Origin of the sequence: Sphingomonas sp. RB1R13 (genome assembly GCF_036663775.1) — a bacterium.
Taxonomy (GTDB): domain Bacteria; phylum Pseudomonadota; class Alphaproteobacteria; order Sphingomonadales; family Sphingomonadaceae; genus Sphingomicrobium.
In genome coordinates this window covers 338,052-361,635 of sequence record NZ_JAXOJM010000002.1, presented here as the reverse complement: position 1 = coordinate 361,635, position 23,584 = coordinate 338,052, and the positions used below count along the sequence as shown (strand labels likewise).

Sequence of the window (23,584 nt, the reverse complement as noted above, 5' to 3'; positions counted from 1 at the left end):
GAACCGCCATGGGCATGGCGCGTTGGCCCGCGTAGCGTCGCGTGAGTAAAATGATCGAGTTGGGGTATTCGGTGAAGGCAGTTTTGGTGGTGGTTGCGACGCTTGGAGGCGTGTTGGTTTCGCCCGCATGGGCCCAGCAGCGCGATCCGCTGGCGCCGCTGCCAGAGCAGTCCCGCCCCATCGTCTCACCGGCTTTGACATCTGTCAGGCCGATCCTGGTGCCAGCGCCAACGGTGGCGCGCCTGCCGTCACCGCAGGCAAATTCGGCGGCGTTCGCCTTCGGCGCCTACAAGCAGCATCTCATCGCGCGCGCCCGCACCGCCGGGATCAGCGAGACGACAGTCAGTTCGACCCTGCCGTGGCTGTCGCTCAACCCCCGCGTGATCCAGCTCGATCGCGGGCAGCCGGGCAATATCGGCAATCCCAATTCGACCCCGGCCTTCGCGCCGTACCGCCGCGAGCATGTCAGCGCCGACCTCATTCGCCGCGGTCGGCTGGTCTATGCTGCCAACACTTCGCGACTTGCCGGCATCCAGGCACGCACCGGGGTCGATCCCGCCATTCCCATTTCGATCTTCGGGCATGAGACGAGCTACGGCAGCGTGACGGGCAATTTTGACCTGCTCGATGCGCTGGTGACGCTGGCCTATGAGGGGCGCCGCCGAGAATTGTTCGAATCCGAATTGATCGCGGCGCTCCGCCTGCTCGACCAGGGCACGCCGCGCAGCCGGTTGAAGGGCAGCTGGGCAGGGGCGACAGGTTATCCGCAGTTCATGCCGTCAGCAGTGCTTCGCTTGGCGATCGATGGCGACGGCGATGGTCGCGCCAATATCTGGACGAGCCAGGCTGACGCCTTTGCTTCTATCGGCAATTTTCTCAAGGACGCCGGATGGAAGGCAAACGTACCGTGGGGTGTCGCGGTTCGGGTGCCGGCCGGGATTGACCGCGCCGCGCTTCGCAATCCGGTGGTCGCGCCGCGCTGCCCACGGGTATTCGCTCGCCACAGCAAGTGGCTGACGATGCGCGAATGGCGGGCGCTCGGCGTGGTTCCGGTGCGCCGATCACTGCCCGAGGATGAGCCCGCCTCGTTGCTTGAACCCGATGGCCCGGGCGCAACGGCCTATCTGCTGACGGGCAATTACCGCGCGATCCTCGCCTATAATTGTTCGAACTTCTATGCGCTGGCGGTTGGCCTGCTCGCGGACGAAATTGCACAGCGTTAAGGCTCGCGCAGGCGCGATTGCAGGGGTAGAGGGGGAGCATCCTTTAGCTTCCCGGGAGTCGCCCTTTGACCCGTGCCGTACTGCTTGCCTCCGTTGCCGCCGTGACCCTCGCGACTGCCGCTCCCGCCGCCGCCCCGCCCTATGAGACCCCGGCGCCGGTGGCCTATCTGATCGACCTGTCGTCGGGCGCCGAGCTGTACGCCAAGGACGCCGACCGCCGCATGCCACCGGCATCAATGGCCAAGATGATGGAAACCGAACTGGCGTTCGAGCTGATCGACAAGGGCCAACTGTCGCTTTCGAAAATGTGCACGGTACAGCCTCAGACGTGGGCGAAATGGCATGGGCCTACGGCGGGATCGACGATGTTCCTGTCGCCCAACGAACAGGTCAGTGTCGAGAATTTGCTCCACGGGATCGTCACCTTGTCGGGGAATGACGCCGCAATCGTGCTGGCCGAGTGCATCGCCGGGACCGAGCAGGCGTTCGTCGCGCAGGAAAATGTGCTGGCCAAGCAACTGGGTATCACCAACAGTTATTTCGGAACGCCCAACGGCTGGCCCGACAATGACGTCACAATGGTCACCGCACGCGACCTTGCCAAGCTGGCGCGGGCGAGCATCGAACGACATCCCGCGCTGTACAAGAAATTCTATGCCCAGACGTCGTTCACTTGGGGCAAGACGCTGGGCTCTGGCGCCGACATCAAGCAGGATAATCGGAACCCGCTGCTGGGCCGGGTGCCGGGCGCTGACGGGCTCAAGACCGGGCACACCGACGAGGCGGGCTATGGCTTTACCGGCTCAGCCGAGCAGAACGGCCGCCGCCTGATCGTCGTCATGGCCGGCATGTCGAGCTTCAACCAGCGCATCGAGGAAGGCGTCCGCCTGGTGAACTGGGGGTTCGCCGCGTGGACTACCAAGCCGTTGTATAAAGCGGGCGTCACGGTCGGAACCGCCAATGTCCAGATGGGGTCGGCGAGCACGGTCAGCCTGATCGCGCCGCGCGATATCGCGCTGACGCTGCCGGCAGGGCTGGGCAGCAACATCAAGTCGACCCGCATCCGTTATTCGGGACCGTTGCAGGCGCCGATCGCCAAGGGCGCACACGTCGCCGACCTGGTTGTGACAACCGACAATGGTCCACAGGTCATGCCGCTCAGTGCGGGTGAAGCGGTTGGCGAGGCGGGTTTCTTCGCGCGTGCGTGGATCGGCTTCAAGCAGATGCTGGGGATGGCGTGACGTCGGGGCCTGGGCGCTTCATCAGCCTCGAGGGCGGGGAAGGCGTGGGCAAGACCACCCAGCTCGCCGCGCTCGGCAACGCCCTTCGTAACCGCGGTATCGACCTATTGACGACGCGCGAGCCGGGAGGAAGCCCGGGCGCCGAGGCGATCCGCCAGCTGCTACTGAACGGAGACGACAGCCGCTGGTCGCCTCGGGCCGAGGCATTGCTGTTTGCGGCGGCGCGCGCCGACCATGTCGAGAAGACAATTCGCCCGGCTCTTGCGGCGGGGCGATGGGTGCTGGCCGATCGCTTTCTCGACAGCAGCCTGGCCTATCAGGGCGGCGGCGCGGAACTGGGAACCGAGGCGGTGCGCGCGCTTCACGCCTTTGGAAGCGAGGATTTCCTGCCCGAGCGGACGCTGGTGCTGATGCTTCGCGAGCAGGAGGGAATTGGCCGGGCCGATGCGCGCGACGGCGGGGCCAGCGACCGGATCGGCGGACGCGGTCCGTCATTTCACCTGAGCGTCGATCGCGCCTTTCGACAGCTCGCCGTTACTGAGCCCGCGCGGGTGCGGCTGGTCGATGCGACCGGCGAACGCGAGGCAGTGACGACGCGGTTGCTCGATCAGCTGTCGGACCTGCTGTGAAGCGAACCTGCCGGTGATTATCGGTCACGACCGCGCCGTCGCCCGCTTCGCCGAGGCGATGCACTCGGGCGCGCTTCACCATGCGTGGTTGCTGGCGGGGCCGCGCGGGGTCGGCAAGGCGAGCTTCGCGCGCGAGGCGACGCGGCGGCTGCTCGCCGAAGCGGCGGGGCCGCCGGTCACGCTGCCCGGGATCGAGACCCCGATCGAGCACCCCATTTCGCACTTTCTCGCGGCGGGGAGCCACCCCGATTATCGCGAACTGGTGCGGATCGAGCGAAAGGAGGGCGGGCTCCAGCGCAACATTTCGGTCGACCAGGTGCGCTCGCTCGGCGACCTGTTCTCGTCGACGCCGTTCCTGTCGCCGTGGCGCGCGGTGGTGATCGATTGCGCCGACGATCTGGAACCCGAGGGCGCCAATGCGCTGCTCAAGATGCTCGAGGAACCGCCCGCCAATTGCCTGTTCATGCTTGTATCGCACGCCCCCGGGCGACTGCTACCGACGATCCGTTCGCGCTGTCGTCGGCTCGATTTCCAGGCGCTGTCCGATGACGCCATGACGTCAATATTGGAACATGCGCTCCCTGGCGAAGATGCTGGCAAGATTGCAAAACTGGTGGCGATCGCAGGGGGGTCGGCGGGTCGTGCGCTCGACATCGGTCAGCTCGATCTCGCCCCGCTTGAAGCGGCGGCAACGACGATCCTGCGCGAAGGCGATCCTGACAATGCACGCCGCGCAAAGCTGGCGCAGGGCATGTCGGGTAAGGCCGCGGCCGACCGCTATGCCGCCTTCCTGGCGCTGATCCCGTCGCTGATCGCCCGCGAAGCGCGTGGCCTCGACGGCGCGCGGCGTGAGCGGGCACTCAACGCCTATGCCGAAGCGCGCGAGACCGCTGCGGTCGCGCGGCGCTTGTCGCTCGATCCGGCGGCGACGATTTTCCAGCTGGGCGCGATCCTCGCCTCGGTTCCTTGAAGCCGCCGGGCGCGCCCGCTAGGGCACGCTCCATGGCCGAACCATATTACATCACCACCGCGATCAGTTACCCCAATGGCGTGCCGCACATCGGCCATGCCTATGAAGCAATTGCCGCCGACGCGATCGCCCGTTTCCAGCGGTCACAGGGACGCGACGTCCGCTTCCAGACCGGGACCGACGAGCATGGCCTTAAAATGGCCCAGGCGGCGCGCGTCGAAGGGGTCGAGCCGGCCGATTACGCCGACAAGATGTCAGCCAACTTCAAAGCGATGTGCGACGCACTGGATGTGTCATATGATCGTTTCATCCGGACCTCCGAGCCCGATCACCACCGCGCGAGCCAGGCGATCTGGCGGGCGATGGAGGCCAATGGCGACCTCTATCTCGGCCGGTACGAAGGATGGTATTCAGTCCGCGACGAGGCATTTTACGACGCGAGCGAACTGACCGGGGAGGGCGAGGAGCGCCGCTCGCCGCAGGGAACGCCGGTCGAATGGACCGTCGAGGAAAGCTGGTTCTTCAAGCTGTCAGCTTATCAGCAGCCGCTGCTCGACCATTATGTCGCGCACCCCGAATTCATCCAGCCCGACAGCCGCCGCAACGAAGTCCTCCGCTTCGTAGAGGGCGGACTCAATGATTTGTCGATTTCGCGGACCAGCTTCGACTGGGGAATCAAGGTTCCGGGCAGCGACGACCATGTCATGTATGTCTGGCTCGACGCGTTGACCAACTATCTGACCGGATTGGGATATCCCGATGGCGGCGAACTGTTCGACCGCTATTGGCCGGCCAATGTCCACCTCATCGGCAAGGATGTCGTTCGCTTCCACGCGGTCTACTGGCCGGCGTTCCTGATGTCGGCAAGGATTGCGCTTCCAAAGCAGGTCTATGGCCATGGTTTCCTCCTCAGCCGCGGGGAGAAAATGTCGAAGAGCGTCGGCAATGTCGTCGAACCGGTCGGCCTGGCGGAGCGCTACGGAGTCGATGCCCTACGCTATTTCCTGCTGCGCGAAGTCACGTTCGGGCAGGACGGAAGCTATAGCCACGAAGCGATCGTCGGGCGGGTGAACGCTGAGCTTGCCAACAGCTTTGGCAATCTCGCCCAGCGCAGTCTTTCAATGGTTTTCAAGAATTTGGGCGGGGTCCTTCCCGCACAGGGCGAAGCCGAAGAAGATCATGCGCTGCTCGAAATCGTCCGCACTGCGTGCCACGAAACGCTTCCCGCCGAGTTCGAACGCTTTGCCTTCGCCGCCGGACTCGAAGCGTGGATGGCGGCGGTCTACGCCTGCAATGCCTATGTCGACACGACCGCCCCCTGGGGCCTCAAGAAGACCGATCCCGATCGCATGGCGGCGGTGCTCGGAACGCTGGTCACCGCAGTGCGCGAGTTGGCGCTGGCGGTACAGCCGATCATCCCCGGGTCGGCGGCAAAGCTGATCGCGCTGATCGACAGTGGGGAAGGGGGGCAGTCGATCGCGCAGCCAACCCCGATCTTCCCGCGCCTCGAGCTCGATGCGGCAGACCCCGAATGACGCTGATCGACAGCCATTGCCACCTTAACTACCCCGGCCTCATCGAGCGCCAGGGCGAAGTGCTTGCCACCGCCCGGGCGCGCGGGGTGGCGGGGTTCCTCAACATCTCGACCCGCCAGAGCGAGTGGGCCGACATCATCGCCACTGCCGACCGCAACCCCGATGTTTGGGCAACGGTCGGGGTCCACCCGCACGAGGCCGACGCGCACCCCGATCTCGGCTGTGCCGCGTTGGTCGAGGCCGCCGCGCATCCAAGGGTCGTCGCGATCGGCGAATGCGGGTTAGATTATTTCTACGACAAGTCCGACCGTGCCGCCCAGCGCGAGCGGTTTGCGGCGCATATCGAGGCGGCACGCGCCACCGGGCTTCCCTTGGTCGTTCACACCCGGAATGCCGAGGAGGATACGGCGGCGATGCTGGTCGAGGCCGTCGGGAGGGGGGGCGTTACCGGGGTACTCCACTGCTTCACCAGCAGCGCCGACCTCGCCCGGACCGCGCTCGACATCGGTTTTTTCATCAGCTTGTCGGGGATCGTGACGTTCAAGAATGCGCGCGACTTGCAGGACGTGGCGAAATTCGTCCCCGCCGACCGACTGCTGGTCGAAACCGACTCGCCGTTCCTCGCGCCCGTGCCCAATCGCGGGAAGACGTGCGAGCCGGCCTTCGTCACCGATACCGCCGCCTTTGTCGCCAATTTGCGCGACGAGCCGATCGAGCAGCTAGCCGCAAGTACGACGGCCAACTTCTTCAGTCTATTCAGGAAAGCCGCCGCGTGAAGCTGCGCGTGCTGGGCTGCGGGACGTCGTCGGGCGTGCCGCGCATCGGCAACGACTGGGGCCGCTGCAATCCGGCCGATCCGCGCAACCGACGAAGCCGATCAGCGCTGCTGGTCGAAAGCGCGAGGGAGCGGCTGCTGATCGACTGCGGCCCGGATCTTCGCGAGCAATTGCTTGCGGCCGACGTGTCGACGCTCGATCGGGTCATCGTCACTCACGATCATGCCGACCATCTCCACGGGATCGATGATCTTCGCCAGGTTGCACTCGTCATGAGACGCCCGGTCCGGCTCGCCGCGCGGGCAATTACCCTTGACCGGATCGTCGATCGCTTCCGCTACGCCTTTGTCGGAAGCCCGCTCTATCCCACTGTTCTAATGGGCGAAGTCCTTGTCGAAGAGGAGCAACTGGGTGCCGCCCGGCTCCGCTTCGTCGACCAGCCCCATGGCGGCATCACTTCGCTCGGCATCCGCATCGACGAAGGCGAACGGTCGGCCGCCTATGCGATCGATTATCATGACATGACCGAGGCGATGGCCGCGCTCTACATGGGGCTCGACCTGTTGATCAGCGATTGCCTGCGCCGCCGTCCACACCCGACCCACGCCCATCTCGATGCCGTCCTTGGTTGGGCAAAGGATCTTAAGGTGGGGCAATTGGTGCTGACCCACCTTGATAATTCAATGGACTTCACCGACCTTGCAGAGACGCTTCCGTCATGGGCCAGCCCGGCCTTCGACGGCGCCGAATACAGGCTCTGATGACCAACGACCTCATGCTCGGCAGCCTGTACCTCCTGATGGCGATGATGCTCGTCCTGGGGTCTTTGATGTCGCGCCGCGAACATTGGGCCAAGCTGGTCAAGATGGCATTGATGTGGGTCGCGATCTTCGGCGGCGGCTTTATCCTATTCACATTCCGCGATAATCTTACTTATGTCGGGCAGCGGCTCAAGGCCGAAACCTTTGGCACGCCAATCGTGGCTGGCCGGACCATCCGTATCCCGATGGCGATCGACGGTCACTTCTGGATCGACGCCACGATCAACGGCGTGTCGGCGAAATTCCTGGTCGACAGCGGTGCGACCGTGACCACCGTAGGGGCTGCCTTTGCGCGGCAGGCCAGCCTCGAGAAGGAGGAGCATCAAGACCAGCTAGTGCGGACCGGCAACGGCATCGTCAACGTGTCGAGCGCGCATGCCGAAACAATCGACGTGGGATCGATCGTGCGCCGCGACCAGCTCGTCTACATCGCCGAAAATGACGATCTCAATGTCGTGGGAATGAGTTTCCTGTCGAGCCTCAAACGCTGGAGCGTCGAGGGGCGATGGCTGATCCTCGAAGGCTGACAACCTCCTTCCTTATGCTGGATATTTACATAATGCATATTATCAGACTTGAGGATTGGCCGCTGTCGAGGGTCCCCCGGTGAATCTCGACCGCCTCGTCGCGATCATGGAGCGGCTGCGCGATCCGGTCAGCGGCTGTGAGTGGGACAGCGTCCAGACGTTCGCCTCGATCGCGCCCTACACGATCGAGGAAGCCTATGAAGTCGCCGATGCGATCGAGCGCGACGACATGGCCGACCTGGCCGACGAGCTTGGCGATCTCCAGTTGCAAGTCGTGTTCCACGCGCAGATGGCGCGCGAAGCCGGCCACTTCACGCTCGACGACGTTATTGGGCGGATTTGCGACAAGCTCGAGCGTCGCCATCCACATATCTTCGGTGAGGCCGCGCATGGCGGCCATCATCTGTGGGAGCAGATAAAGGCCGAAGAACGCGCCGCCAAGCCCGACCAGAGCGCACTGGCTGGCGTTGCACTGGCGCTGCCGGCACTGGAACGCGCTGCCAAATTGCAAAAGCGGGCCGCCCGAACCGGGTTCGACTGGCCAGATGCGAGCGGTCCCCGAGCCAAGATCGACGAGGAGTTGGCCGAACTGGCCGAGGCCGTGCCCGATCAACGCGCCGAGGAACTCGGCGACTTATTGTTCTCGGTGGTCAACCTCGCACGCCATCTGAAGATCGACCCCGAGGACGCGCTTCGTGCAGCCAATCGAAAATTCGAGCGCCGCTTTCGTGCGATCGAGAACACGCCTGGTTTTGGCGACTTGTCACTCGATGGAATGGAGCAGCTTTGGCAGGCGGCAAAACTGGCTCAGAGCGCTTGAAAGCGCGCCCAATTGTCAGCTGACAGCTTGACTGCAAGATGCATCGTCTCGCCTTCGGAGCGCTGGTCCAGCACCTCGCCGCGCGCATGAAGCCAGGCGATCCGCGATCCGTCCGAAGCCGACAGCTTGACCCGGTGGACTACCGCCCCATCCTGCAACCGCTGGCCAATCTCCTCGCGCAGTCGCTCGACCCCCTCCCCAGTCAGCGCCGAAAGGGTGACAACGTCATCGCGCCGTGCCGCTTCGTTGAGCGTCGCCTCGCGATCGGAGCCGTCGAGCAGATCGAGCTTGTTCCACGCCTCGAGCCGGGGCGGCGATCCCGGCTCGTCGAGCCCGAGCGATCCGAGCACGGTCGCAACATCGGACGCCTGGGCATCGCTGTCGGGATGGGCGATATCACGGACGTGGATAATCAGGTCGGCCGAGGAGACTTCCTCGAGCGTCGCGCGAAATGCCGCCACGAGCTGGGTTGGCAATTCGGATACGAAGCCGACCGTGTCCGACAGGATCGCCTTGTCGAACCCGGGGATCCGCACGTCGCGCATGGTCGGGTCCAGCGTCGCGAACAACAGGTCCTCGGCCATCACCGTCGCCGCCGTCATCTGATTGAACAGCGTCGACTTGCCGGCGTTGGTATAACCGACCAGTGCGACCACCGGCCACGGCGCCCGCTGTCGCCGCTCCCGATGCAGCCCCCGGGTGCGCTTTACCTGGTCTAGTTCGCGGCGGATTTTTGCCATGCGGTCGCGGATTAGTCTCCTATCCGCTTCGATCTGGGTTTCCCCAGGGCCCCCAAGGAAGCCGAAACCGCCGCGCTGGCGCTCCAAATGGGTCCAACTGCGCACTAGTCGACCTGCCTGGTAATCGAGATGTGCAAGCTCGACCTGAAGCCGACCTTCAGCCGTCGCGGCGCGCTCGCCGAAGATTTCGAGGATGAGGCCGGTGCGATCGATGACCTTGGCTTTGGTGATATCCTCGATATTCTTCTGCTGGACCGGCGTCAGCGCGGCGTCCACGATCAGCAAATGCGCATCAACCTCGGCGGCGAGCGCCTTGACCTCGTCAAGCTGGCCCTTGCCGAACAGGCTGGCCGGGCGCGCGGCACGAATGCGGAAGCTCTTGCGCCCGACGACATCGATGCCGATCGCAGCGGCCAGCCCGGAAGCCTCGTCGAGCCGCGCGTCAAGCGAGCGCATCGACTTGACGTCAACGCGATCGGGCAACACCACCAGCGCGCGTTCGCCGCGCGATACGCCCTCGTCGTCAGCGCGGTTGAAAACGCTCAGCTTCCGTCCCCTGCCCTTGCCCCGGCATCGTCGGTGTCGTCTTCATCGTCGTCGCGAGCAGGGTCGCGCGGTGTATCGTCGGCGGGATCCTCGCCCGAGAGATAGAGCGGCCGCTCGGGCTGGAGGGTCGACATGGCATGCTTGTAGACCAGCTGGACCTGCCCGCCCCGTTCTAGCAGCAGGCTGAACTGGTCATGCCCGGCAATCGCACCCTGGAGCATGACGCCGTTGACGAGGAAGATCGTCATCGGCTCACGTTCCTTCTCGGCGGCGGCGAGAAAGATATCCTGGAGCGAATTGGCTTTGCGCGCCTGCGCCTCGCGCGTGCCGCGGTCGAGCCCGGCGAGCAGGTCGATCGGCACATTGGCCGGCATGATCGTCGAAATGCTGTGCTTGTAGACCAATTGGCTCTCGCCATCGCGGCGCAGCAATACCGAAAAGGCGTCGAACCAGGTCACAATCCCCTGAAGCTTGACGCCTTTCATCAGGAAAATGGTTACCGGCGATTTCGCCCGGCGCACGCCATTGAGAAAATGATCCTGCAGTGAGAAGGACTTATCAGCCATTATTGTTCTTCTTCCTTCTTGTCGCCAAGTCCCAGCGCTTTCAATTTGCGGTGCAACGCCGAGCGCTCCATGCCGATGAACGACGCGGTGCGCGAGATGTTGCCCGAAAAACGCCGGATCTGGATCTTGAGATATTCGCGCTCGAAACTTTCGCGGGCTTCGCGAAGCGGAGAGCCCATGATCGCCATGGTCGTCGTCGAGGTCCCGGCGGGGCCGCGTGAATCAACGATCTCCGCCGGCAGCAGGTCGACGTCGATGCTTTCGGCGCGATCGCCCGGCGCCATGATCAGGGTTCGCTCGATGATGTTGCGCAGCTGGCGAACGTTGCCCGGCCATTCATGGGCCTGGAGCGCTGCCGCCGCCTCGGGCGACAGGGTTGGCGGGGGAATACGACGCTCGGCAGCGAAGCGTGCGAGGAAATGGTCGACCAGTTCGGGAATATCCTCGCGGCGCTCGGTCAGCGGCGGCATGCGGACAGGAACGACGTTGAGGCGGTAGTAAAGGTCTTCGCGGAACCGCCCGGCGGCGATTTCGTCGGCGAGGTTGCGCGAGGTCGCCGAGAGGAAGCGGACATCGACCTTGACCGCGCGCTGCCCACCGACCCGCGAGAAGCTCTGGTCGGTGAGGACGCGCAATATCTTGCCCTGGGTGGTCAGCGGCATGTCGGCAATCTCGTCGAGGAACAGCGTGCCGCCATGCGCCTGCTCGAGCAGGCCGGGGCGCGCGACGCCTTCGCGCTCGGTGCCGAACAACTCCTCCTCGACGCGGTCGGGGCTCATCATGGCGGCCGACAGGACGATGAACGGAGCGTTGGCGCGCGGGCTCCAATTGTGGATCGTCCGTGCCGCAATTTCTTTGCCGACCCCGGCGGGACCGGTAATCATCACCCGGCTGCCGGTCGGCGCGACGCGTTTCAATGTCGCGCGGACCGAGTTGATCGCGACGGACGAGCCGTTGAGCGTGTCGTCTTGCCCGACCTTTTCGCGAAGCGTGGCATTCTCGCGCTTGAGCCGTTCGGTCTCGGTCGCGCGGCCGACGAGATGGAGCAGTCGGCTCGCCTCGAATGGCTTTTCGATGAAGTCTACCGCGCCTTCGCGAACCGCGGCGACGGCAGTGTCGAGGTTGCCATGGCCCGAGATCATGATCACCGGCAGGGTCGGGTCGCGCCGTTTGACCTGTTCAAGGATTTCGAGCCCGTCGAGCTTCGACCCCTGAAGCCATACGTCGAGCAGGATCAGCGACGGGCGCCGCTCGGCAATCGCCTCGAGCGCGCTCGTGCTGTCGGGCGCGGTGCGGACGGTATAGCCCTCATCCTCGAGTACACCCGCGACCAGGTCACGAATATCGGCTTCGTCGTCGACGATCAGCACTTCAAGCGCCATCTTCACTGTCCCTATCATCGCTTATGTCGGCGAGTTCGCCGCTCGTTTCCAGCGCCGCCAGTCGGTCTGCATCGAGCGCGATACGGACCCTGGTCCCGCCGCCTTGTCGATCCAGAAATGCAATATCGCCAAGATGTTCCTCGACGATTTTCTTGACGATTGCGAGGCCGAGACCGGTGCCGCGGACGCGCGTTGTCATATAGGGTTCGGTCAATCGCTCGCGCTCTTCGGGCAAGCCGACGCCGGTATCGGTGACTTCGATCACCAATTGCTCGCCGACCCGCTCGACCGCCAGCGCGATACGGTCGCCATCGGCACTGTCCTCGCCCCGCGCGCGGCGCGCCTCGATCGCCTCGACCCCGTTCTTGACGATGTTGGTCAGCGCCTGGCCCATCTGGCGGCGGTCGCACACAAGCCGGATATCGGCCAGCTTCGGGGTGATGGTGAAGTTGACGTCGGGGTGGGCAACTTCGTGCAGGAACAAGGCATTACGGACGATGTCGTGGATATTTTCATCGCGGAATTGCGGTTTCGGCATGCGCGCGAATTCAGAAAATTCGTCGACCATCCGGCGCAGGTCGCCGACCTGACGAACGATCGTCGCGGTCAGCCGGTCAAAAGTCTCGCGATCATTGGTCACCTGGCTGCCATAGCGGCGCTGGAGCCGCTCGGCGGCGAGCGAGATGGGGGTCAGCGGGTTCTTGATCTCGTGCGCGATCCGCTGGGCGATGTCCGACCAGGCGGCGCGGCGTTGGTCCGACAACTGGTCGGTGATGTCGTCGAAGGTCAGGACGGTGTTTTCGCCATAACGGACGCGCTTGACCGCCAGCGTGCGCTGGCCGCTTCCGGCGGCGACCAGCACATTGGCGTCGCGCGCTTCACCGGCCATGAATTCGGCAAGCTCGGGCGAGAGGTCGGCGAGCACCCTGCCCTCGAGCGCGTCGCCGCCCGAGCGGAGCAGCGCGGCGGCCGAGCGATTGGTCAGGAGGATCTTGCCCGAGGCATCGAGCGTGAGGACGCCGGCGGTGACGCTCGACAGGACCGCCTCGATGAAGGCGCGGCGGGTTTCGAGCTGGCTGTTGGCGGTGAGCAGGGCGTTGGTCTGGGTATCGAGTCGGCCGGCCATGCGATTGAAGGCGGTCGAGAGCATCGCGATTTCGTCGCTCCCCTGCGCGACCGGTACGCGTGCGGAAAAATCGCCTTCCTCGATGCGACCAGCGGCATCGACCAGTCCGCTGACCGGCTGGACGAGCCGGTCGGCAAGTTTCAGCGCGGCAAGGATGGCGAGGCCGACGATCAGCAAGGCCCCGAGATAAAGCGCGATATTGAAGCGCAACTGGTTGACCCGCGATCGGGCCAATAGTGCCTGATAATCTCGCAAGACTTCGTTGCCGCGCTGGATTTGCTCGATGAACTGGGGATCAAATGTCTTGGCGGCATAAAGATAGAGATTGGGACCCGCCGCAAGCCGGGTGAGCACGCCGATGCGATCAGACGAGCTGACCTCGACGACGCTCTGCTTGGCGAGCACGGCGATCTTGTCGGAAGTGATGAGCTTTTCGAGGTTGCGCTCATAGGGGTTCACCAGCGCCAGGGTGCGGATGTGGCCATCGGCGCCGACGGTGAAGATGATCGATTCGGTCAACTTGCGCTGGTAAACCTGGGTGCGGCCGTAAGCGTAGGCAAAGCGCGGATCATCGATCGCGACGAATTTGAGATAGCCGGCGATGTCACTGCTCATGGCGATCGTGTCGCTGGCGACGCTGTCGAGCTCTCGATCATAGCTGATCCTGGTCAGCGAGACGGTCTTCTCGAGCATCGTCTGCGCGCGGTTGGAGAACCAGAATTCGAGCCCGCTCTGGAGAAGGAGCGACGCGAAGATGGCAACGAATACCGTCGGCACCGCGGCGACCAGCGAGAAGAGTGCAACGAGGCGGGTGTGGAGCTGGCCGGTGCCGACCCCGCTGCGTTCGGCATCGCGCCGCGCCGCATCGCGCGCGACGAGCACCATCAGCACGATCGCGGGGACGAGGTTAGCGATGAGCAAAAGCGCCATCAGCGGCGGCGAGATCAGCGTGCCGGGGTCTGACCCGCGCTTGAACACGGCGATGGTGGCACCCAGCACGAGGATCAGGGCCAGCGCCGCGCCAAGCTTGGCAAGGCGATAAAAGCGCCCGCTTTCCCGCTCGCGCGCAAGCCAGCCGACAGGCGGGCTTAAATCAGAATCGGGAACCCGAGCATCCATTCGCCAGCCGCTCTAGCATGGCTGCGTTGCATGAAAAACACAGTGTGAGGAATTTATCTTCGAGGCGCCAATTGTCAGGCAGCGGCGCGATCGAGCCATGGCACGTAAAATTCGCGGAGCATCGAGACGACGACGACAGGATCGTCGATCGTGTTGACCTTGTTGCGAAATTCGGCCGAACCGGTGAGCCCCTTGGTGTACCAGCCGAGGTGCTTGCGGGCGATCTTGACCCCGGCATCGGCGCCGTAGAGCGACAGCATGGCGTCATATTGTTCGAGGATCACCGCCAATTGCTCGTCGAGCGCGGGGGTCGGGCGGGTACCGTCCGAGGCAAGCGCGCTCATAACCTGGCCGAGGAGCCATGGCTTGCCATAGGCGCCGCGGCCGATCATCACGCCGTCAGCGCCCGATTGGGCCAGTGCCTCACGCGCATCGTCGACTGAGCAAATGTCGCCGTTGACGATGACCGGCAGGCTAGTCGCGGCCTTCACTTTGGCGACGAACAACCAGTCCGCCGAGCCTTTATACATCTGGTTCCGCGTTCGGCCGTGGACGGTGATCATCTTGATGCCCAGATCCTCGGCGATGCGGGCGAGTTCAGGGGCGTTGAGGCTGCCATGATCCCAGCCCATCCGCATCTTGAGCGTGACCGGGAGCGAGACGGCTTTCACCGTCGCATCGATGATCGCACTCGCCAATGGCAAGTCGCGCATCAGGGCCGATCCGGCGTCGCCGTTGACGACCTTCTTGACCGGGCAGCCCATGTTGATGTCGATGATCGCCGCGCCGCGCTGTTGGTTGAGCTTCGCCGCTTCGGCCATTTCGTGCGGTGAACAGCCGGCCAGCTGGAGTGAGACGGGGTTTTCGGACGGATCCCACTCGGTCTTCTGGAGAGACTGGCGCGTTTCGCGGATCATCGCCGCCGAGGCGACCATTTCGCTGACGGTAAGGCCGGCGCCATAGCGTTTGACGACCTTGCGGAACGGCAGGTCGGTGACCCCGGTCATCGGCGCGAGGATGACGGGGACGTCCAGCGTCAGCGGGCCGATCGAGATTGGGCCAAGGGAATGTGCGCGAGCCATGGGAAGGCGCGCCTTTACAGGAGGGGGCGCTGACGGGCAAGGCGCGGACATGGACAAGGTCACCGCCCTCATCGTCGCCGCCGGAGCAAGCAGCCGGATGGGCGGCGATGTGCCCAAGCAGTTTCGGCTGATCGGCGGCAAGGCGGTGTTGCGTCATGCGGTCGAGGCGATGGTCCGGCATCCGCGGATCGACTCTGTCCGGGTGGTGATCGGGGCCGGGCAGGAAGCGCTGGCCGCCGACGCGCTGGCCGGGATCGACGTCGCAGATTTCATCACCGGCGGGGCCGAGCGTGCCGAGAGCGTCGCCAAGGGTCTCGCCGCGATCAATGGCGAGATTGTGCTGGTCCACGATGCCGCCCGCCCCTTTTGTCCGGCGGCGGTGATCGACCGGCTGCTCGACGCGCTGGCCAAGGGCAACCATGGCGCGGTGCCAGTGCTGGCAGTGGCCGACACGCTGGCTAAGGGCGACGCGATGCTGGGTGAGCAGGTCGACCGCAAGCGACTGCTAAGGGTGCAGACCCCGCAGGCGTTTTTCCGCGAGGATTTGCTCTATGCGCTGGAGGAAGAGGGCAAAAGGCTGGCGACCGACGAAAGCCAGGTGATGGTGGCGGCGGGCCTGAAGGTCGCGACCGTCGAAGGAGATCATATGCTCGACAAGCTGACGACGCCGGCCGACTTCGCCGAAGCCGAGGCACGCCTGGGGGCTGCGATGATCAGCCGGTCAGGGATGGGCTTTGACGTCCATGCCTTCGATGGGCCGGGGCCGCTGATGATGGGCGGGATCGAGATCGCGCACGACCGCGGACTGGCCGGGCACAGCGATGCCGATGTCGTGCTCCACGCGATCACCGACGCGCTGCTCGGCGCGGTGGGCCAAGGCGACATCGGCGAGCATTTTCCGCCGTCGGACCCGCAATGGAAGGGCGCCTCGTCGGACCGCTTCCTGGCGCATGCCGCCGCGTTGATCCGCGCCGAGGGCGGGATCATCGACCATGTCGACTGCACCGTGATCTGCGAGGCGCCCAAGGTCGGGCCACACCGGGCGGCGATGCGTGCACGGGTGGCGGAAATATTGGCGATCGACGAGCGATCGGTCAGCATCAAGGCGACGACCACCGAAAAGCTTGGCTTCACCGGGCGCGGCGAGGGGATATCGGCGCAGGCGATTGCCAGCGTGCGCCTTCCCCGCTGACCTGCTAGCGCGCGACCATGATATTGCTGCCTCAACCGCTAATCGACCTCGCCACGCGAGTGATCGAGGGACATCGCGCGGCGGGAACGCGGATCGTGGTGGCGGAAAGCTGCACCGGCGGTCTGGTCGCCGCCGCGCTTACCGAAGTATCGGGGGCTTCGGACGTGTTCGACGGGGCGTGGGTGACTTACTCCAACCAGGCTAAGGTGACCGAGCTTGGCGTCTCGAATGAGGTCCTCGACACGTTTGGCGCGGTCAGCATTGCCGCCGCCTGGGCGATGGCGCGCGGGGCGCTGGTCAATTCAAGCGCCGATCTTGCGGTCTCGATCACCGGGATTGCGGGGCCCGGCGGGGCCACCCCGGGCAAGCCGGTGGGAACGGTCGTCTTCGCACGCGCGATGCGCGGCGGGGATTCCAACGAGATTGACACCGACATCCGTTATTTCGCCGACGAGGATCGCAGCGGCGTCCGGTTTCAGGCGGCGCTTTGTGCGCTCGAACTGCTGCTGCCGCTTCCGTAAAGATCGGCGGCGCGGGCTTCAAACGCGCCGGTCATTCGGCGAAGCGCGCGGTCGAACATCTGGCCGGCGATGGCTTCGAAAATGCGCGACTTGAACGCGAAATCGACCGAGAAACAAAGGTTGGTGCCGCCACCCGGTGCGGGTTCGAAGCGCCACTCATTCTTGAGGTATTTAAGCGGGCCTTCGATGTAATCGACTGTAATCCGATCAGGTGCCTGTTTGGTCACCTTACTGGTGAAGCGCTCCTTGAAGGCGTTGAAGCCAACAACGAGGTCGGCGATCGTCTCGGTCTCAGTTGAAGAGCGAACCCGCACGGCAACCACCCACGGCAGGAATTCGGCATAGCGACCAACGTCACCGACCAGCGTGAAGAGCTGCTCGGGGGTGTAGGGCAGATGCTTCGTTTCCGAGTGGCGCGGCATTACTTCTCCCCGAGCAAGCTCGGTGAGGATTTTGCCAGCTGCGCCTGCCGGGCAGCGCGCATCTTCGCAAAGTCGTCGCCGGCGTGGTAGCTCGAGCGGGTCAGCGGCGAGGCGGCGACGAGGAGAAAGCCCTTGGCGCGGGCGATCGAGGCATAGGCCTTGAATGCGTCGGGGGTGACAAACTCCTCGACCGTGGCATGGCGCGGGGTCGGCTGGAGATATTGGCCCATCGTCAGGAAATCGATCCCCGCCGAGCGCATGTCGTCCATCACCTGGTGCACCTCGAGCCGCTGCTCGCCGAGGCCGACCATCACCCCCGACTTGGTGAAGATCGACGGGTCGAGCTTCTTGACCGTCTCGAGCAGCCGCAGCGAGGCATAGTAGCGCGCACCGGGGCGGATGGTGGGGTAGAGCCTGGGGACCGTCTCGAGGTTGTGGTTGTAGACATCGGGGCGCGCCGCGACGATTGCCTCGACCGCGCGCTCATGCTTGTTACGGAAGTCGGGGGTCAGGATCTCGATGGTCGTGTTGGGGGTCGTGCGGCGTAGTGCCTCAATCACTTTCACGAACTGACTCGCGCCGCCGTCAGGAAGATCGTCGCGGTCGACCGAGGTGACGACGATATGTTCAAGGCCCAGCGCGGCGGCGGCGTCGGCGGTGTGCTGGGGTTCGAGCGCATCGACCGCACGCGGCATCCCCGTCTTGACGTTGCAAAAGGCGCAGGCGCGGGTGCAGGTATCGCCCAGGATCATCACCGTGGCGTGCTTCTTGGTCCAGCACTCGCCGATGTTGGGGCAGGCCGCCTCCTCGCACACTGTCGCCAAATTGAGTTCGCGCATCAGCCGCTTGGTATCGGCATAGCCCTGGCTGGTCGGCGCCTTGACGCGGATCCAGTCGGGCTTGCGCGCCCGAGGGGGTAGCGGGAGGGGCGGAACGGAGACGGGAGCGTTCATGGTTGCGCAGATAGCGATGCGCGGCCCCGCTTGCCACCCCTCCCCGGCCCGATTAGGCGCAGCGCGATGCTTCAGGGAGCTTATCGATGAACGAGTTCGGCCATCTGATCGAGGGATACCGCCGCTTTCGTGGCGAACGTTATGCCGGGGAGCGGGCGCGCTGGCGCGAATTGGCCGAGGGTCAATCGCCCGCGGCGGTGATCATTGCCTGCTGCGATAGCAGGGCCGATCCGGCGACGATCTTCGACGCCAACCCCGGTGAAATCTTCGTGGTTCGCAACGTCGCCAACCTGGTCCCGCCGTTCGAACCGGGGGGCGGGCGGCACGGCGTTTCGGCGGCGCTGGAGTTTGCTGTCACCCAGCTCGGAGTACCGCAGATCGTGGTCATGGGGCATGAACGATGCGGCGGGATCCAGGCATCGCTGACCGGTCAGTTCGCCAATGCGGCCGCAGGCGAAGGCGGCTTCATCGCGGGCTGGATGGAAGTATTGGAGGAGCCGCGCAACAAGATCGTGTCCGAGCATGGCATGGGGGCCGACGCGGCAATTTTGCTTGAAGAGGCCGGAATCCGCCAAAGCCTGAAGAACTTGCGCAGCTTTCCGTTCGTTGCGGAGCGAGAAGCAGCCGGGAAGCTTTCGCTCCACGGCTGCCATTTCTCGATCTTCAAGGGGCAACTGTTCCTGCTTGACGAAGCGGACGATAAATTCCGCCCCGCCTAGAGGCCAGCGAACCTGCGCTAACTAGCAGCGCGTGTTATAGTCATAGACCGGCTGGCCATTGCGATCGACGTAGTAGCAATAGCCGCGGGTATCGCGGTACCACTGGTGACCACCCGAGACTGCGCCGATAACGCCGCCGAGTGCCGCACCGGCAAGCGCTCCGGTCCCTACGCTGACGCCGGGAATGATCGCGCCGAGAACACCGCCCGCCACGCCGCCGGCAACCGCGCCGGTCACTGCACGGCCCGCCGTGGTCTGCTGGCCATTGTTGTAGCCGCCGCCATTGTTATAGCCATACTGGTCGTACGGATTCGTCGCGCAAGCCGACAGCGACAGGCTGCCAAGCAGCGCCGCACCCATTACCAATTTCTTCATGTCCATTCCTCTCAGAGTCATACGCACCGGCACCTAAAGCGTGCGAACAGGCGGTTTCGTTCCGCATCCGATGCGGTATGGATGTTCAATTGGAGCCACATGATGAACGAAACCCGCCGCGACGAGATGCTCAACATCGCCCTGCTGATCGACGCCGACAATGCCTCGCCCGATCACCTCGACGAAGTGCTGCTTGTGCTGGGCGAATTGGGCACGATCAATATCCGGCGGGCCTATGGCAATTGGTCTAAACCCAGCCTCAAGACGTGGGGCACGCTGACCGGGCTTCACTCGATCGTGCCGATGCAGCAGTTCGACATCGTCAAGGGCAAGTCGGCGACCGACATGCGGATGGTGATCGACGCGATGGACCTGCTTTATCGCGGGCATGTCGACGGGTTCGGGATCATGTCGAGCGACAGCGACTTCCTGCCGCTCGCCCAGCGAATCCGCGAGGACGGCCTGCCCTGCTATGGCTTTGGCACGACCAAGACCCCGGTCAGTTTCCAGCAGGCGTGCACGCGTTTCTTCGATGTCGCCGCACTGGCCGCCAATGCCCCCGAGGCGATGGAGGCCCCTGCCCCGGCCGAGGGCCAGCGGACGATCGACGCCGAATTGCTCCAGATTTTGGGGGCCGCGTTCAAGGCGTCGAAGCGCGATGACGACGGCTTCGCCTCGCTGTCGGAGGTCGGCCAGCGCGCTACCGCCGTGTCGAGCTTCGCGGTGCGCAACTATGGATTTTCCAGGCTCAGCGACCTGATCAAGGCGGTCCCCAATTTCGAGGTAAAGACCGGATCCGACGGACGGCTGGCGATCAAACGACTGCGCTAGCATTTGATGGGTGGCGGGCTGCGGGGCAGGAACGCCCTTCCTGCCCAACCGTTATCGGGGCAAATCCATCATGGAGCGCTCCAATGTTCAGCAGCAACGACCAAGACAATGACGCCCGCCTGACCAAGGCGTTGTGGAAAGCGATCGACGACAGTCCGTTCATGATGCTTGGTCTGGAAGGTGTCGAGGACGACCAGACGCGGCCGATGACCGCGCAGGTCGACGTCCCCGAAGGCGGTGATGGCGAGGATGGTGGGCCGATTTACTTCTTCGCCTCGAAGAGCGATGGCGTTGGCCAGAATATCACCGGTTCGGCGCGCGCGGTCGCGGCCTATGCCGCCAAGGGCCACACGCTGTTCGCCCATGTCCATGGCACGTTGTCGGTTACTGACGACCGCGCCGTGATCGACCGTCTGTGGACCCCGTTTGTCGCCAGCTGGTACAAGGACGGCAAGAACGATCCCGACCTGTTGCTGCTGCGCTTTGACACTGAGCGCGCGACGATCTGGGAGGCCGACAAGGGTTCGACGCTCAAGGCGGCGGCGCTCAAAGCGCTGTTCAAAGTCGATCCCGGCACGGAGCACAGCAAGGACCACAAGGCCGACGTCACGCTGTAATATATCGCGCCCCTATCGAGCGTTATCCGATCGTGCCTTTCTTGCCGTTTATCGCGCGTGGCACGTCGAAGCTGTTCGCGTCACGGCGCGGTGTGCGGCTTTCGACCGGTGGATGTTCGACCGACACACTTCAACAGCGGGTCGCGGGGTTAGTCGAGGTCTCGTGCGACGCGAAAGCCGACCCACCACTGCGGTAGGCTTCGATCCCCGGTCCTGGGCCCGGCGGTGGGGCGAAACTGCGCGATGCGGTGCGTATCCAGCGTGACTGATCGCCCCAATCGCCGCCGCGAACGACACGATAGCTGCACGTCGACGTGCCAGAGAGGTCGGCCAGATCGCCGCTGGCAATGATTGGACGCGGGGTGGTGAAGGCGGATCCATCCACCGGCGAACCAGCGTAAGTCGGCGAAAAGCAGTCTTCGACCCACTGAAGTACGTTGCCGCTCATATCCTGGAGACCGAAACGATTGGCCGGAAAGGCGCCTCCAGGTGATGTCCAAATCCACCGATCGCGTCCCTGCGCCGCCCCGCCGCAACACTTCTCGGTGCCGTGATTGGCATAGTCGTGTGAAGCGCCATTGCCCCAATAATAGGCCGTCGTCGTGCCAGCGCGGGCGGCATATTCCCACTCGGCTTCGCTCAACAGTCGATAGCGCTTGCCGGTTCGCCGGCTGAGCCAGCGGGTGTAGTCGCGAGCATCGTTCCAGCTGACGCAGACGACGGGATCGCTGGCGGACTGCTCGAACCCGAGGTCGTCCCATGAAGCATTCTTGTCGGCATCGGGACCTTGCTTGCCGGTCCATTGGCAGCCCTTGGCTATCGGGCGACGCGTCGTCCGAACGAACGCCGTCCACTCCGACTTCGTGACATCCAGCCGTCCGGCAGCAAAGCGATGGACCGCAACCGAGCGAGTGGGACCTTCGAGGGCGTCGTGAAGCGGATCGGCCGGGTCGGTACCCATGACGAACGTACCGCCGGAGATCGGAACCATCGTCGGGCAGTCGCGACAATCGCGAAAGTCACGCGCCGCCAAAGAGCTCGATGAAACCAGTGCGAACAACGCACCTATCCGTAAGATCGATCGCGCCATGGTCGTCCCCCCTGTCGGCCGCAAGCATATCGCGATCGACAGGAGTTGCCCATGACGCCAATCTAACGGGTCAGCTTCTTGTAGCTCATCCGATGCGGGCGGTCAGCCTCGGGGCCCATGCGGCGGCGCTTGTCCTCCTCATAGGCCTCGAAATTGCCTTCGAACCATTCGACATGACTGTCGCCCTCGAACGCCAGGATGTGGGTCGCGAGGCGGTCGAGGAAGAAGCGGTCATGGCTAATGACCACGGCACAGCCGGCGAAATTCTCGAGTGCTTCCTCGAGCGCGCGCAGCGTCTCGACGTCGAGGTCGTTGGTCGGCTCGTCGAGCAGGAGGACGTTGCCACCCTCCTTTAGCATCTTGGCCAGGTGAACGCGGTTGCGCTCGCCGCCTGACAGCTGGCCGACCTTCTTCTGCTGGTCGACGCCCTTGAAGTTGAACGCGCCGACATAGGCTCGGGTCTGGAGCTCCTGCTTGCCGATCGTCATCAGCTCGGCCCCGCCCGAGATTTCTTCCCAGACATTCTTGTTGGGGTCGAGATCGTCGCGGCTCTGGTCGACGAAGCCAAGGCGGACGGTCTCGCCGATCTTGACCGCGCCGTCGTCGGGGGTTTCCTGGCCGGTGATCAGCTTGAACAGGGTCGACTTGCCCGCGCCGTTGGCGCCGATGACCCCGACGATCCCGCCCGGCGGAAGCGTGAAGGACAGGTCGTCGAACAGCAATTTGTCGCCATAGGCCTTGGTCAGATTGACCGCGTCGATGACGTTGCCGCCCAATCGGGTCGGCGTCTGGATGACGATCTGGGCCTTGCCGATGACCCGCTTTTCGCTCGCCTCGACCAGCGCGTCGAACGCCTTGATGCGCGCCTTTGACTTGGTCTGGCGAGCCTTCGGGCTCTGCCGGATCCACTCGAGTTCCTGGCTGATCGCCTTCTGGCGACCCTCGTCCTCGCGGCCCTCCTGATCGAGCCGCTTGGCCTTCTTGTCGAGGTAGGTCGAATAATTGCCCTCGTAGATGAAGTATTTTCCGCGATCGAGTTCGAGGATCCAGTTGACCACATTGTCCAGGAAATAGCGGTCATGGGTGACGAGGATGACGTTGCCCGGATAGTCGACGAGATGCTTTTCGAGCCATTGGACGCTTTCGGCGTCGAGGTGGTTGGTCGGCTCGTCGAGCAGGAGGATGCCGGGCTTCTGGAGGAGCAGCTTGGTCAGCGCGACCCGGCGCTTCTCGCCGCCGGACAGGTTGGTCACCTCAGCATCGCCCGGCGGGCAACGCAGCGCGTCCATCGCAATCTCGAGCTGGTTGTCGAGCGTCCAGCCATCGACCGCGTCGATCTTTTCCTGGAGTTCGCCCATTTCGGCCAGCAGCGCGTCAAAGTCAGCATCGGCGGGAGGATCGCCCATCAACATGCTGATTTCGTTGAAGCGGTCCATCATCGCCGCAACGTCCTTCACGCCTTCGCGGACGTTTTCCATGACGGTCTTGGTCGGGTCGAGCTGGGGCTCCTGCTCAAGATACCCGACGGTGACATGCTCGCCCGGCCACGCTTCGCCGGTGAATTCCTTGTCGCGACCGGCCATGATCTTCATCAGGGTCGACTTGCCGGTGCCGTTGGGGCCGACGATGCCGATCTTGGCGTCGGAGTAGAATTGCAGGCTGATGTTGCTGAGCACCGGCTTGGGTGCACCGGGAAAGGTCTTGCTCAGACCTTTCATCACATAGCTAAATTGGGCGGCCATCGGGTCGCTGATCCTTTGA

The 23,584-nt window shown here is 64.1% G+C and carries 24 protein-coding genes; 14 read left to right on the top strand and 10 right to left on the bottom strand.

Annotation, left to right across the window (positions count from 1 at the left end):
- Positions 1-50 precede the first annotated feature (50 nt).
- From U1700_RS07930 to mazG, 9 genes are all read left to right on the top strand, one after another.
- The gene (locus U1700_RS07930) at positions 51-1,223 is read left to right on the top strand and encodes a lytic murein transglycosylase (protein ID WP_332751719.1); all 1,173 of its coding nucleotides are present in this window, start codon (positions 51-53) and stop codon (positions 1,221-1,223) included.
- 65 nt (positions 1,224-1,288) lie between these two features.
- Positions 1,289-2,464: a D-alanyl-D-alanine carboxypeptidase family protein gene (locus tag U1700_RS07925; protein WP_443025908.1), complete on the top strand. Its 1,176-nt coding sequence runs from the start codon at positions 1,289-1,291 to the stop codon at positions 2,462-2,464.
- Positions 2,461-3,093, top strand: a complete 633-nt coding sequence (gene tmk / locus U1700_RS07920; protein ID WP_332751717.1) for a dTMP kinase — start codon at positions 2,461-2,463, stop codon at positions 3,091-3,093. The genes U1700_RS07925 and tmk overlap by 4 nt, the downstream gene beginning before the upstream one ends.
- Before the next feature lie 13 nt (positions 3,094-3,106).
- On the top strand, positions 3,107-4,063 hold the full coding sequence (locus tag U1700_RS07915) for a DNA polymerase III subunit delta' (protein WP_332751715.1): 957 nt from the start codon (positions 3,107-3,109) through the stop codon (positions 4,061-4,063).
- A 32-nt stretch (positions 4,064-4,095) separates the two neighbouring features.
- Positions 4,096-5,598, top strand: coding sequence for a methionine--tRNA ligase (metG, locus tag U1700_RS07910; protein WP_332751713.1), 1,503 nt, complete (start codon positions 4,096-4,098; stop codon positions 5,596-5,598).
- On the top strand, positions 5,595-6,374 hold the full coding sequence (locus U1700_RS07905; protein ID WP_332751711.1) for a TatD family hydrolase: 780 nt from the start codon (positions 5,595-5,597) through the stop codon (positions 6,372-6,374). The genes metG and U1700_RS07905 overlap by 4 nt, the downstream gene beginning before the upstream one ends.
- A complete protein-coding gene (locus U1700_RS07900) occupies positions 6,371-7,135 on the top strand; it encodes an MBL fold metallo-hydrolase (protein ID WP_332751709.1) in 765 nt (254 codons plus the stop codon). Before U1700_RS07905 ends, U1700_RS07900 begins: the two co-directional genes overlap by 4 nt.
- Positions 7,135-7,722, top strand: coding sequence for a retropepsin-like aspartic protease family protein (locus tag U1700_RS07895; protein ID WP_332751707.1), 588 nt, complete (start codon positions 7,135-7,137; stop codon positions 7,720-7,722). The genes U1700_RS07900 and U1700_RS07895 overlap by 1 nt, the downstream gene beginning before the upstream one ends.
- A 79-nt stretch (positions 7,723-7,801) precedes the next feature.
- A complete protein-coding gene (gene mazG, locus U1700_RS07890; protein WP_332751705.1) occupies positions 7,802-8,542 on the top strand; it encodes a nucleoside triphosphate pyrophosphohydrolase in 741 nt (246 codons plus the stop codon).
- On the opposite strand, the gene hflX is transcribed toward mazG, so the two are convergent.
- From hflX to dusB, 5 genes are all read right to left on the bottom strand, one after another.
- A complete protein-coding gene (hflX, locus tag U1700_RS07885; RefSeq protein ID WP_332752270.1) occupies positions 8,530-9,828 on the bottom strand; it encodes a GTPase HflX in 1,299 nt (432 codons plus the stop codon). The genes mazG and hflX overlap by 13 nt on opposite strands.
- Positions 9,825-10,394: an RNA chaperone Hfq gene (gene hfq / locus U1700_RS07880; RefSeq protein ID WP_332751703.1), complete on the bottom strand. Its 570-nt coding sequence runs from the start codon at positions 10,392-10,394 to the stop codon at positions 9,825-9,827. Before hfq ends, hflX begins: the two co-directional genes overlap by 4 nt.
- Positions 10,394-11,776: a nitrogen assimilation response regulator NtrX gene (gene ntrX, locus U1700_RS07875; RefSeq protein ID WP_332751702.1), complete on the bottom strand. Its 1,383-nt coding sequence runs from the start codon at positions 11,774-11,776 to the stop codon at positions 10,394-10,396. Before ntrX ends, hfq begins: the two co-directional genes overlap by 1 nt.
- A complete protein-coding gene (locus U1700_RS07870) occupies positions 11,766-14,021 on the bottom strand; it encodes a sensor histidine kinase (protein ID WP_332751701.1) in 2,256 nt (751 codons plus the stop codon). Before U1700_RS07870 ends, ntrX begins: the two co-directional genes overlap by 11 nt.
- Before the next feature lie 74 nt (positions 14,022-14,095).
- A complete protein-coding gene (gene dusB / locus U1700_RS07865; RefSeq protein WP_332751699.1) occupies positions 14,096-15,103 on the bottom strand; it encodes a tRNA dihydrouridine synthase DusB in 1,008 nt (335 codons plus the stop codon).
- 49 nt (positions 15,104-15,152) lie between these two features.
- Here dusB and U1700_RS07860 point away from each other — a divergent pair, with 49 nt between their 5' ends.
- Positions 15,153-16,295, top strand: coding sequence for a bifunctional 2-C-methyl-D-erythritol 4-phosphate cytidylyltransferase/2-C-methyl-D-erythritol 2,4-cyclodiphosphate synthase (locus tag U1700_RS07860; protein WP_332751698.1), 1,143 nt, complete (start codon positions 15,153-15,155; stop codon positions 16,293-16,295).
- A 17-nt stretch (positions 16,296-16,312) separates the two neighbouring features.
- Positions 16,313-16,816 (top strand): CinA family protein, encoded by a 504-nt coding sequence (locus U1700_RS07855; RefSeq protein ID WP_332751697.1) that lies wholly within the window; start codon positions 16,313-16,315, stop codon positions 16,814-16,816.
- Here U1700_RS07855 and U1700_RS07850 read toward each other — a convergent pair.
- Both U1700_RS07850 and lipA read right to left on the bottom strand, forming a co-directional pair.
- Positions 16,771-17,238 carry a type II toxin-antitoxin system RatA family toxin gene (locus tag U1700_RS07850; protein ID WP_332751696.1) on the bottom strand — a complete coding sequence of 156 codons (468 nt, stop codon included), beginning with the start codon at positions 17,236-17,238 and terminating at the stop codon, positions 16,771-16,773. The genes U1700_RS07855 and U1700_RS07850 overlap by 46 nt on opposite strands.
- Positions 17,238-18,191 carry a lipoyl synthase gene (lipA, locus tag U1700_RS07845; protein WP_332751694.1) on the bottom strand — a complete coding sequence of 318 codons (954 nt, stop codon included), beginning with the start codon at positions 18,189-18,191 and terminating at the stop codon, positions 17,238-17,240. Before lipA ends, U1700_RS07850 begins: the two co-directional genes overlap by 1 nt.
- Before the next feature lie 86 nt (positions 18,192-18,277).
- On the opposite strand from lipA, the gene U1700_RS07840 reads away from it, so the two are divergent.
- Positions 18,278-18,910 carry a carbonic anhydrase gene (locus U1700_RS07840; RefSeq protein ID WP_332751693.1) on the top strand — a complete coding sequence of 211 codons (633 nt, stop codon included), beginning with the start codon at positions 18,278-18,280 and terminating at the stop codon, positions 18,908-18,910.
- 21 nt (positions 18,911-18,931) lie between these two features.
- On the opposite strand, the gene U1700_RS07835 is transcribed toward U1700_RS07840, so the two are convergent.
- Positions 18,932-19,285 (bottom strand): hypothetical protein, encoded by a 354-nt coding sequence (locus U1700_RS07835; RefSeq protein WP_332751691.1) that lies wholly within the window; start codon positions 19,283-19,285, stop codon positions 18,932-18,934.
- A 102-nt stretch (positions 19,286-19,387) separates the two neighbouring features.
- Here U1700_RS07835 and U1700_RS07830 point away from each other — a divergent pair, with 102 nt between their 5' ends.
- Both U1700_RS07830 and U1700_RS07825 read left to right on the top strand, forming a co-directional pair.
- On the top strand, positions 19,388-20,116 hold the full coding sequence (locus U1700_RS07830) for an NYN domain-containing protein (protein ID WP_332751690.1): 729 nt from the start codon (positions 19,388-19,390) through the stop codon (positions 20,114-20,116).
- An 83-nt stretch (positions 20,117-20,199) separates the two neighbouring features.
- Positions 20,200-20,733 (top strand): pyridoxamine 5'-phosphate oxidase family protein, encoded by a 534-nt coding sequence (locus U1700_RS07825; protein ID WP_332751689.1) that lies wholly within the window; start codon positions 20,200-20,202, stop codon positions 20,731-20,733.
- Positions 20,734-20,863: 130 nt separating this feature from the next.
- Here U1700_RS07825 and U1700_RS07820 read toward each other — a convergent pair whose 3' ends face one another.
- A complete protein-coding gene (locus tag U1700_RS07820; protein WP_332751687.1) occupies positions 20,864-21,724 on the bottom strand; it encodes a formylglycine-generating enzyme family protein in 861 nt (286 codons plus the stop codon).
- Positions 21,725-21,885: 161 nt separating this feature from the next.
- Positions 21,886-23,565 (bottom strand): energy-dependent translational throttle protein EttA, encoded by a 1,680-nt coding sequence (ettA, locus tag U1700_RS07815; protein WP_332751685.1) that lies wholly within the window; start codon positions 23,563-23,565, stop codon positions 21,886-21,888.
- Positions 23,566-23,584 lie beyond the last annotated feature (19 nt).

Bases quoted from the DNA above. Each gene is read 5' to 3' on its own strand.
- lipA (WP_332751694.1), bottom strand. From the start codon at position 18,191: ATGAACGCTCCCGTCTCCGTTCCGCCCCTCCCGCTACCCCCTCGGGCG.
- ettA (WP_332751685.1), bottom strand. From the start codon at position 23,565: ATGGCCGCCCAATTTAGCTATGTGATGAAAGGTCTGAGCAAGACCTTT.
- U1700_RS07830 (WP_332751690.1), top strand. From the start codon at position 19,388: ATGAACGAAACCCGCCGCGACGAGATGCTCAACATCGCCCTGCTGATC.
- U1700_RS07825 (WP_332751689.1), top strand. From the start codon at position 20,200: ATGTTCAGCAGCAACGACCAAGACAATGACGCCCGCCTGACCAAGGCG.
- U1700_RS07835 (WP_332751691.1), bottom strand. From the start codon at position 19,285: ATGAAGAAATTGGTAATGGGTGCGGCGCTGCTTGGCAGCCTGTCGCTG.
- ntrX (WP_332751702.1), bottom strand. From the start codon at position 11,776: ATGGCGCTTGAAGTGCTGATCGTCGACGACGAAGCCGATATTCGTGAC.
- dusB (WP_332751699.1), bottom strand. From the start codon at position 15,103: ATGGCTCGCGCACATTCCCTTGGCCCAATCTCGATCGGCCCGCTGACG.
- U1700_RS07850 (WP_332751696.1), bottom strand. From the start codon at position 17,238: ATGCCGCGCCACTCGGAAACGAAGCATCTGCCCTACACCCCCGAGCAG.
- U1700_RS07895 (WP_332751707.1), top strand. From the start codon at position 7,135: ATGACCAACGACCTCATGCTCGGCAGCCTGTACCTCCTGATGGCGATG.
- U1700_RS07855 (WP_332751697.1), top strand. From the start codon at position 16,313: ATGATATTGCTGCCTCAACCGCTAATCGACCTCGCCACGCGAGTGATC.
- U1700_RS07860 (WP_332751698.1), top strand. From the start codon at position 15,153: ATGGACAAGGTCACCGCCCTCATCGTCGCCGCCGGAGCAAGCAGCCGG.
- U1700_RS07870 (WP_332751701.1), bottom strand. From the start codon at position 14,021: ATGGATGCTCGGGTTCCCGATTCTGATTTAAGCCCGCCTGTCGGCTGG.
- U1700_RS07820 (WP_332751687.1), bottom strand. From the start codon at position 21,724: ATGGTTCCGATCTCCGGCGGTACGTTCGTCATGGGTACCGACCCGGCC.
- hfq (WP_332751703.1), bottom strand. From the start codon at position 10,394: ATGGCTGATAAGTCCTTCTCACTGCAGGATCATTTTCTCAATGGCGTG.
- metG (WP_332751713.1), top strand. From the start codon at position 4,096: ATGGCCGAACCATATTACATCACCACCGCGATCAGTTACCCCAATGGC.
- U1700_RS07930 (WP_332751719.1), top strand. From the start codon at position 51: ATGATCGAGTTGGGGTATTCGGTGAAGGCAGTTTTGGTGGTGGTTGCG.
- U1700_RS07840 (WP_332751693.1), top strand. From the start codon at position 18,278: ATGAACGAGTTCGGCCATCTGATCGAGGGATACCGCCGCTTTCGTGGC.
- U1700_RS07905 (WP_332751711.1), top strand. From the start codon at position 5,595: ATGACGCTGATCGACAGCCATTGCCACCTTAACTACCCCGGCCTCATC.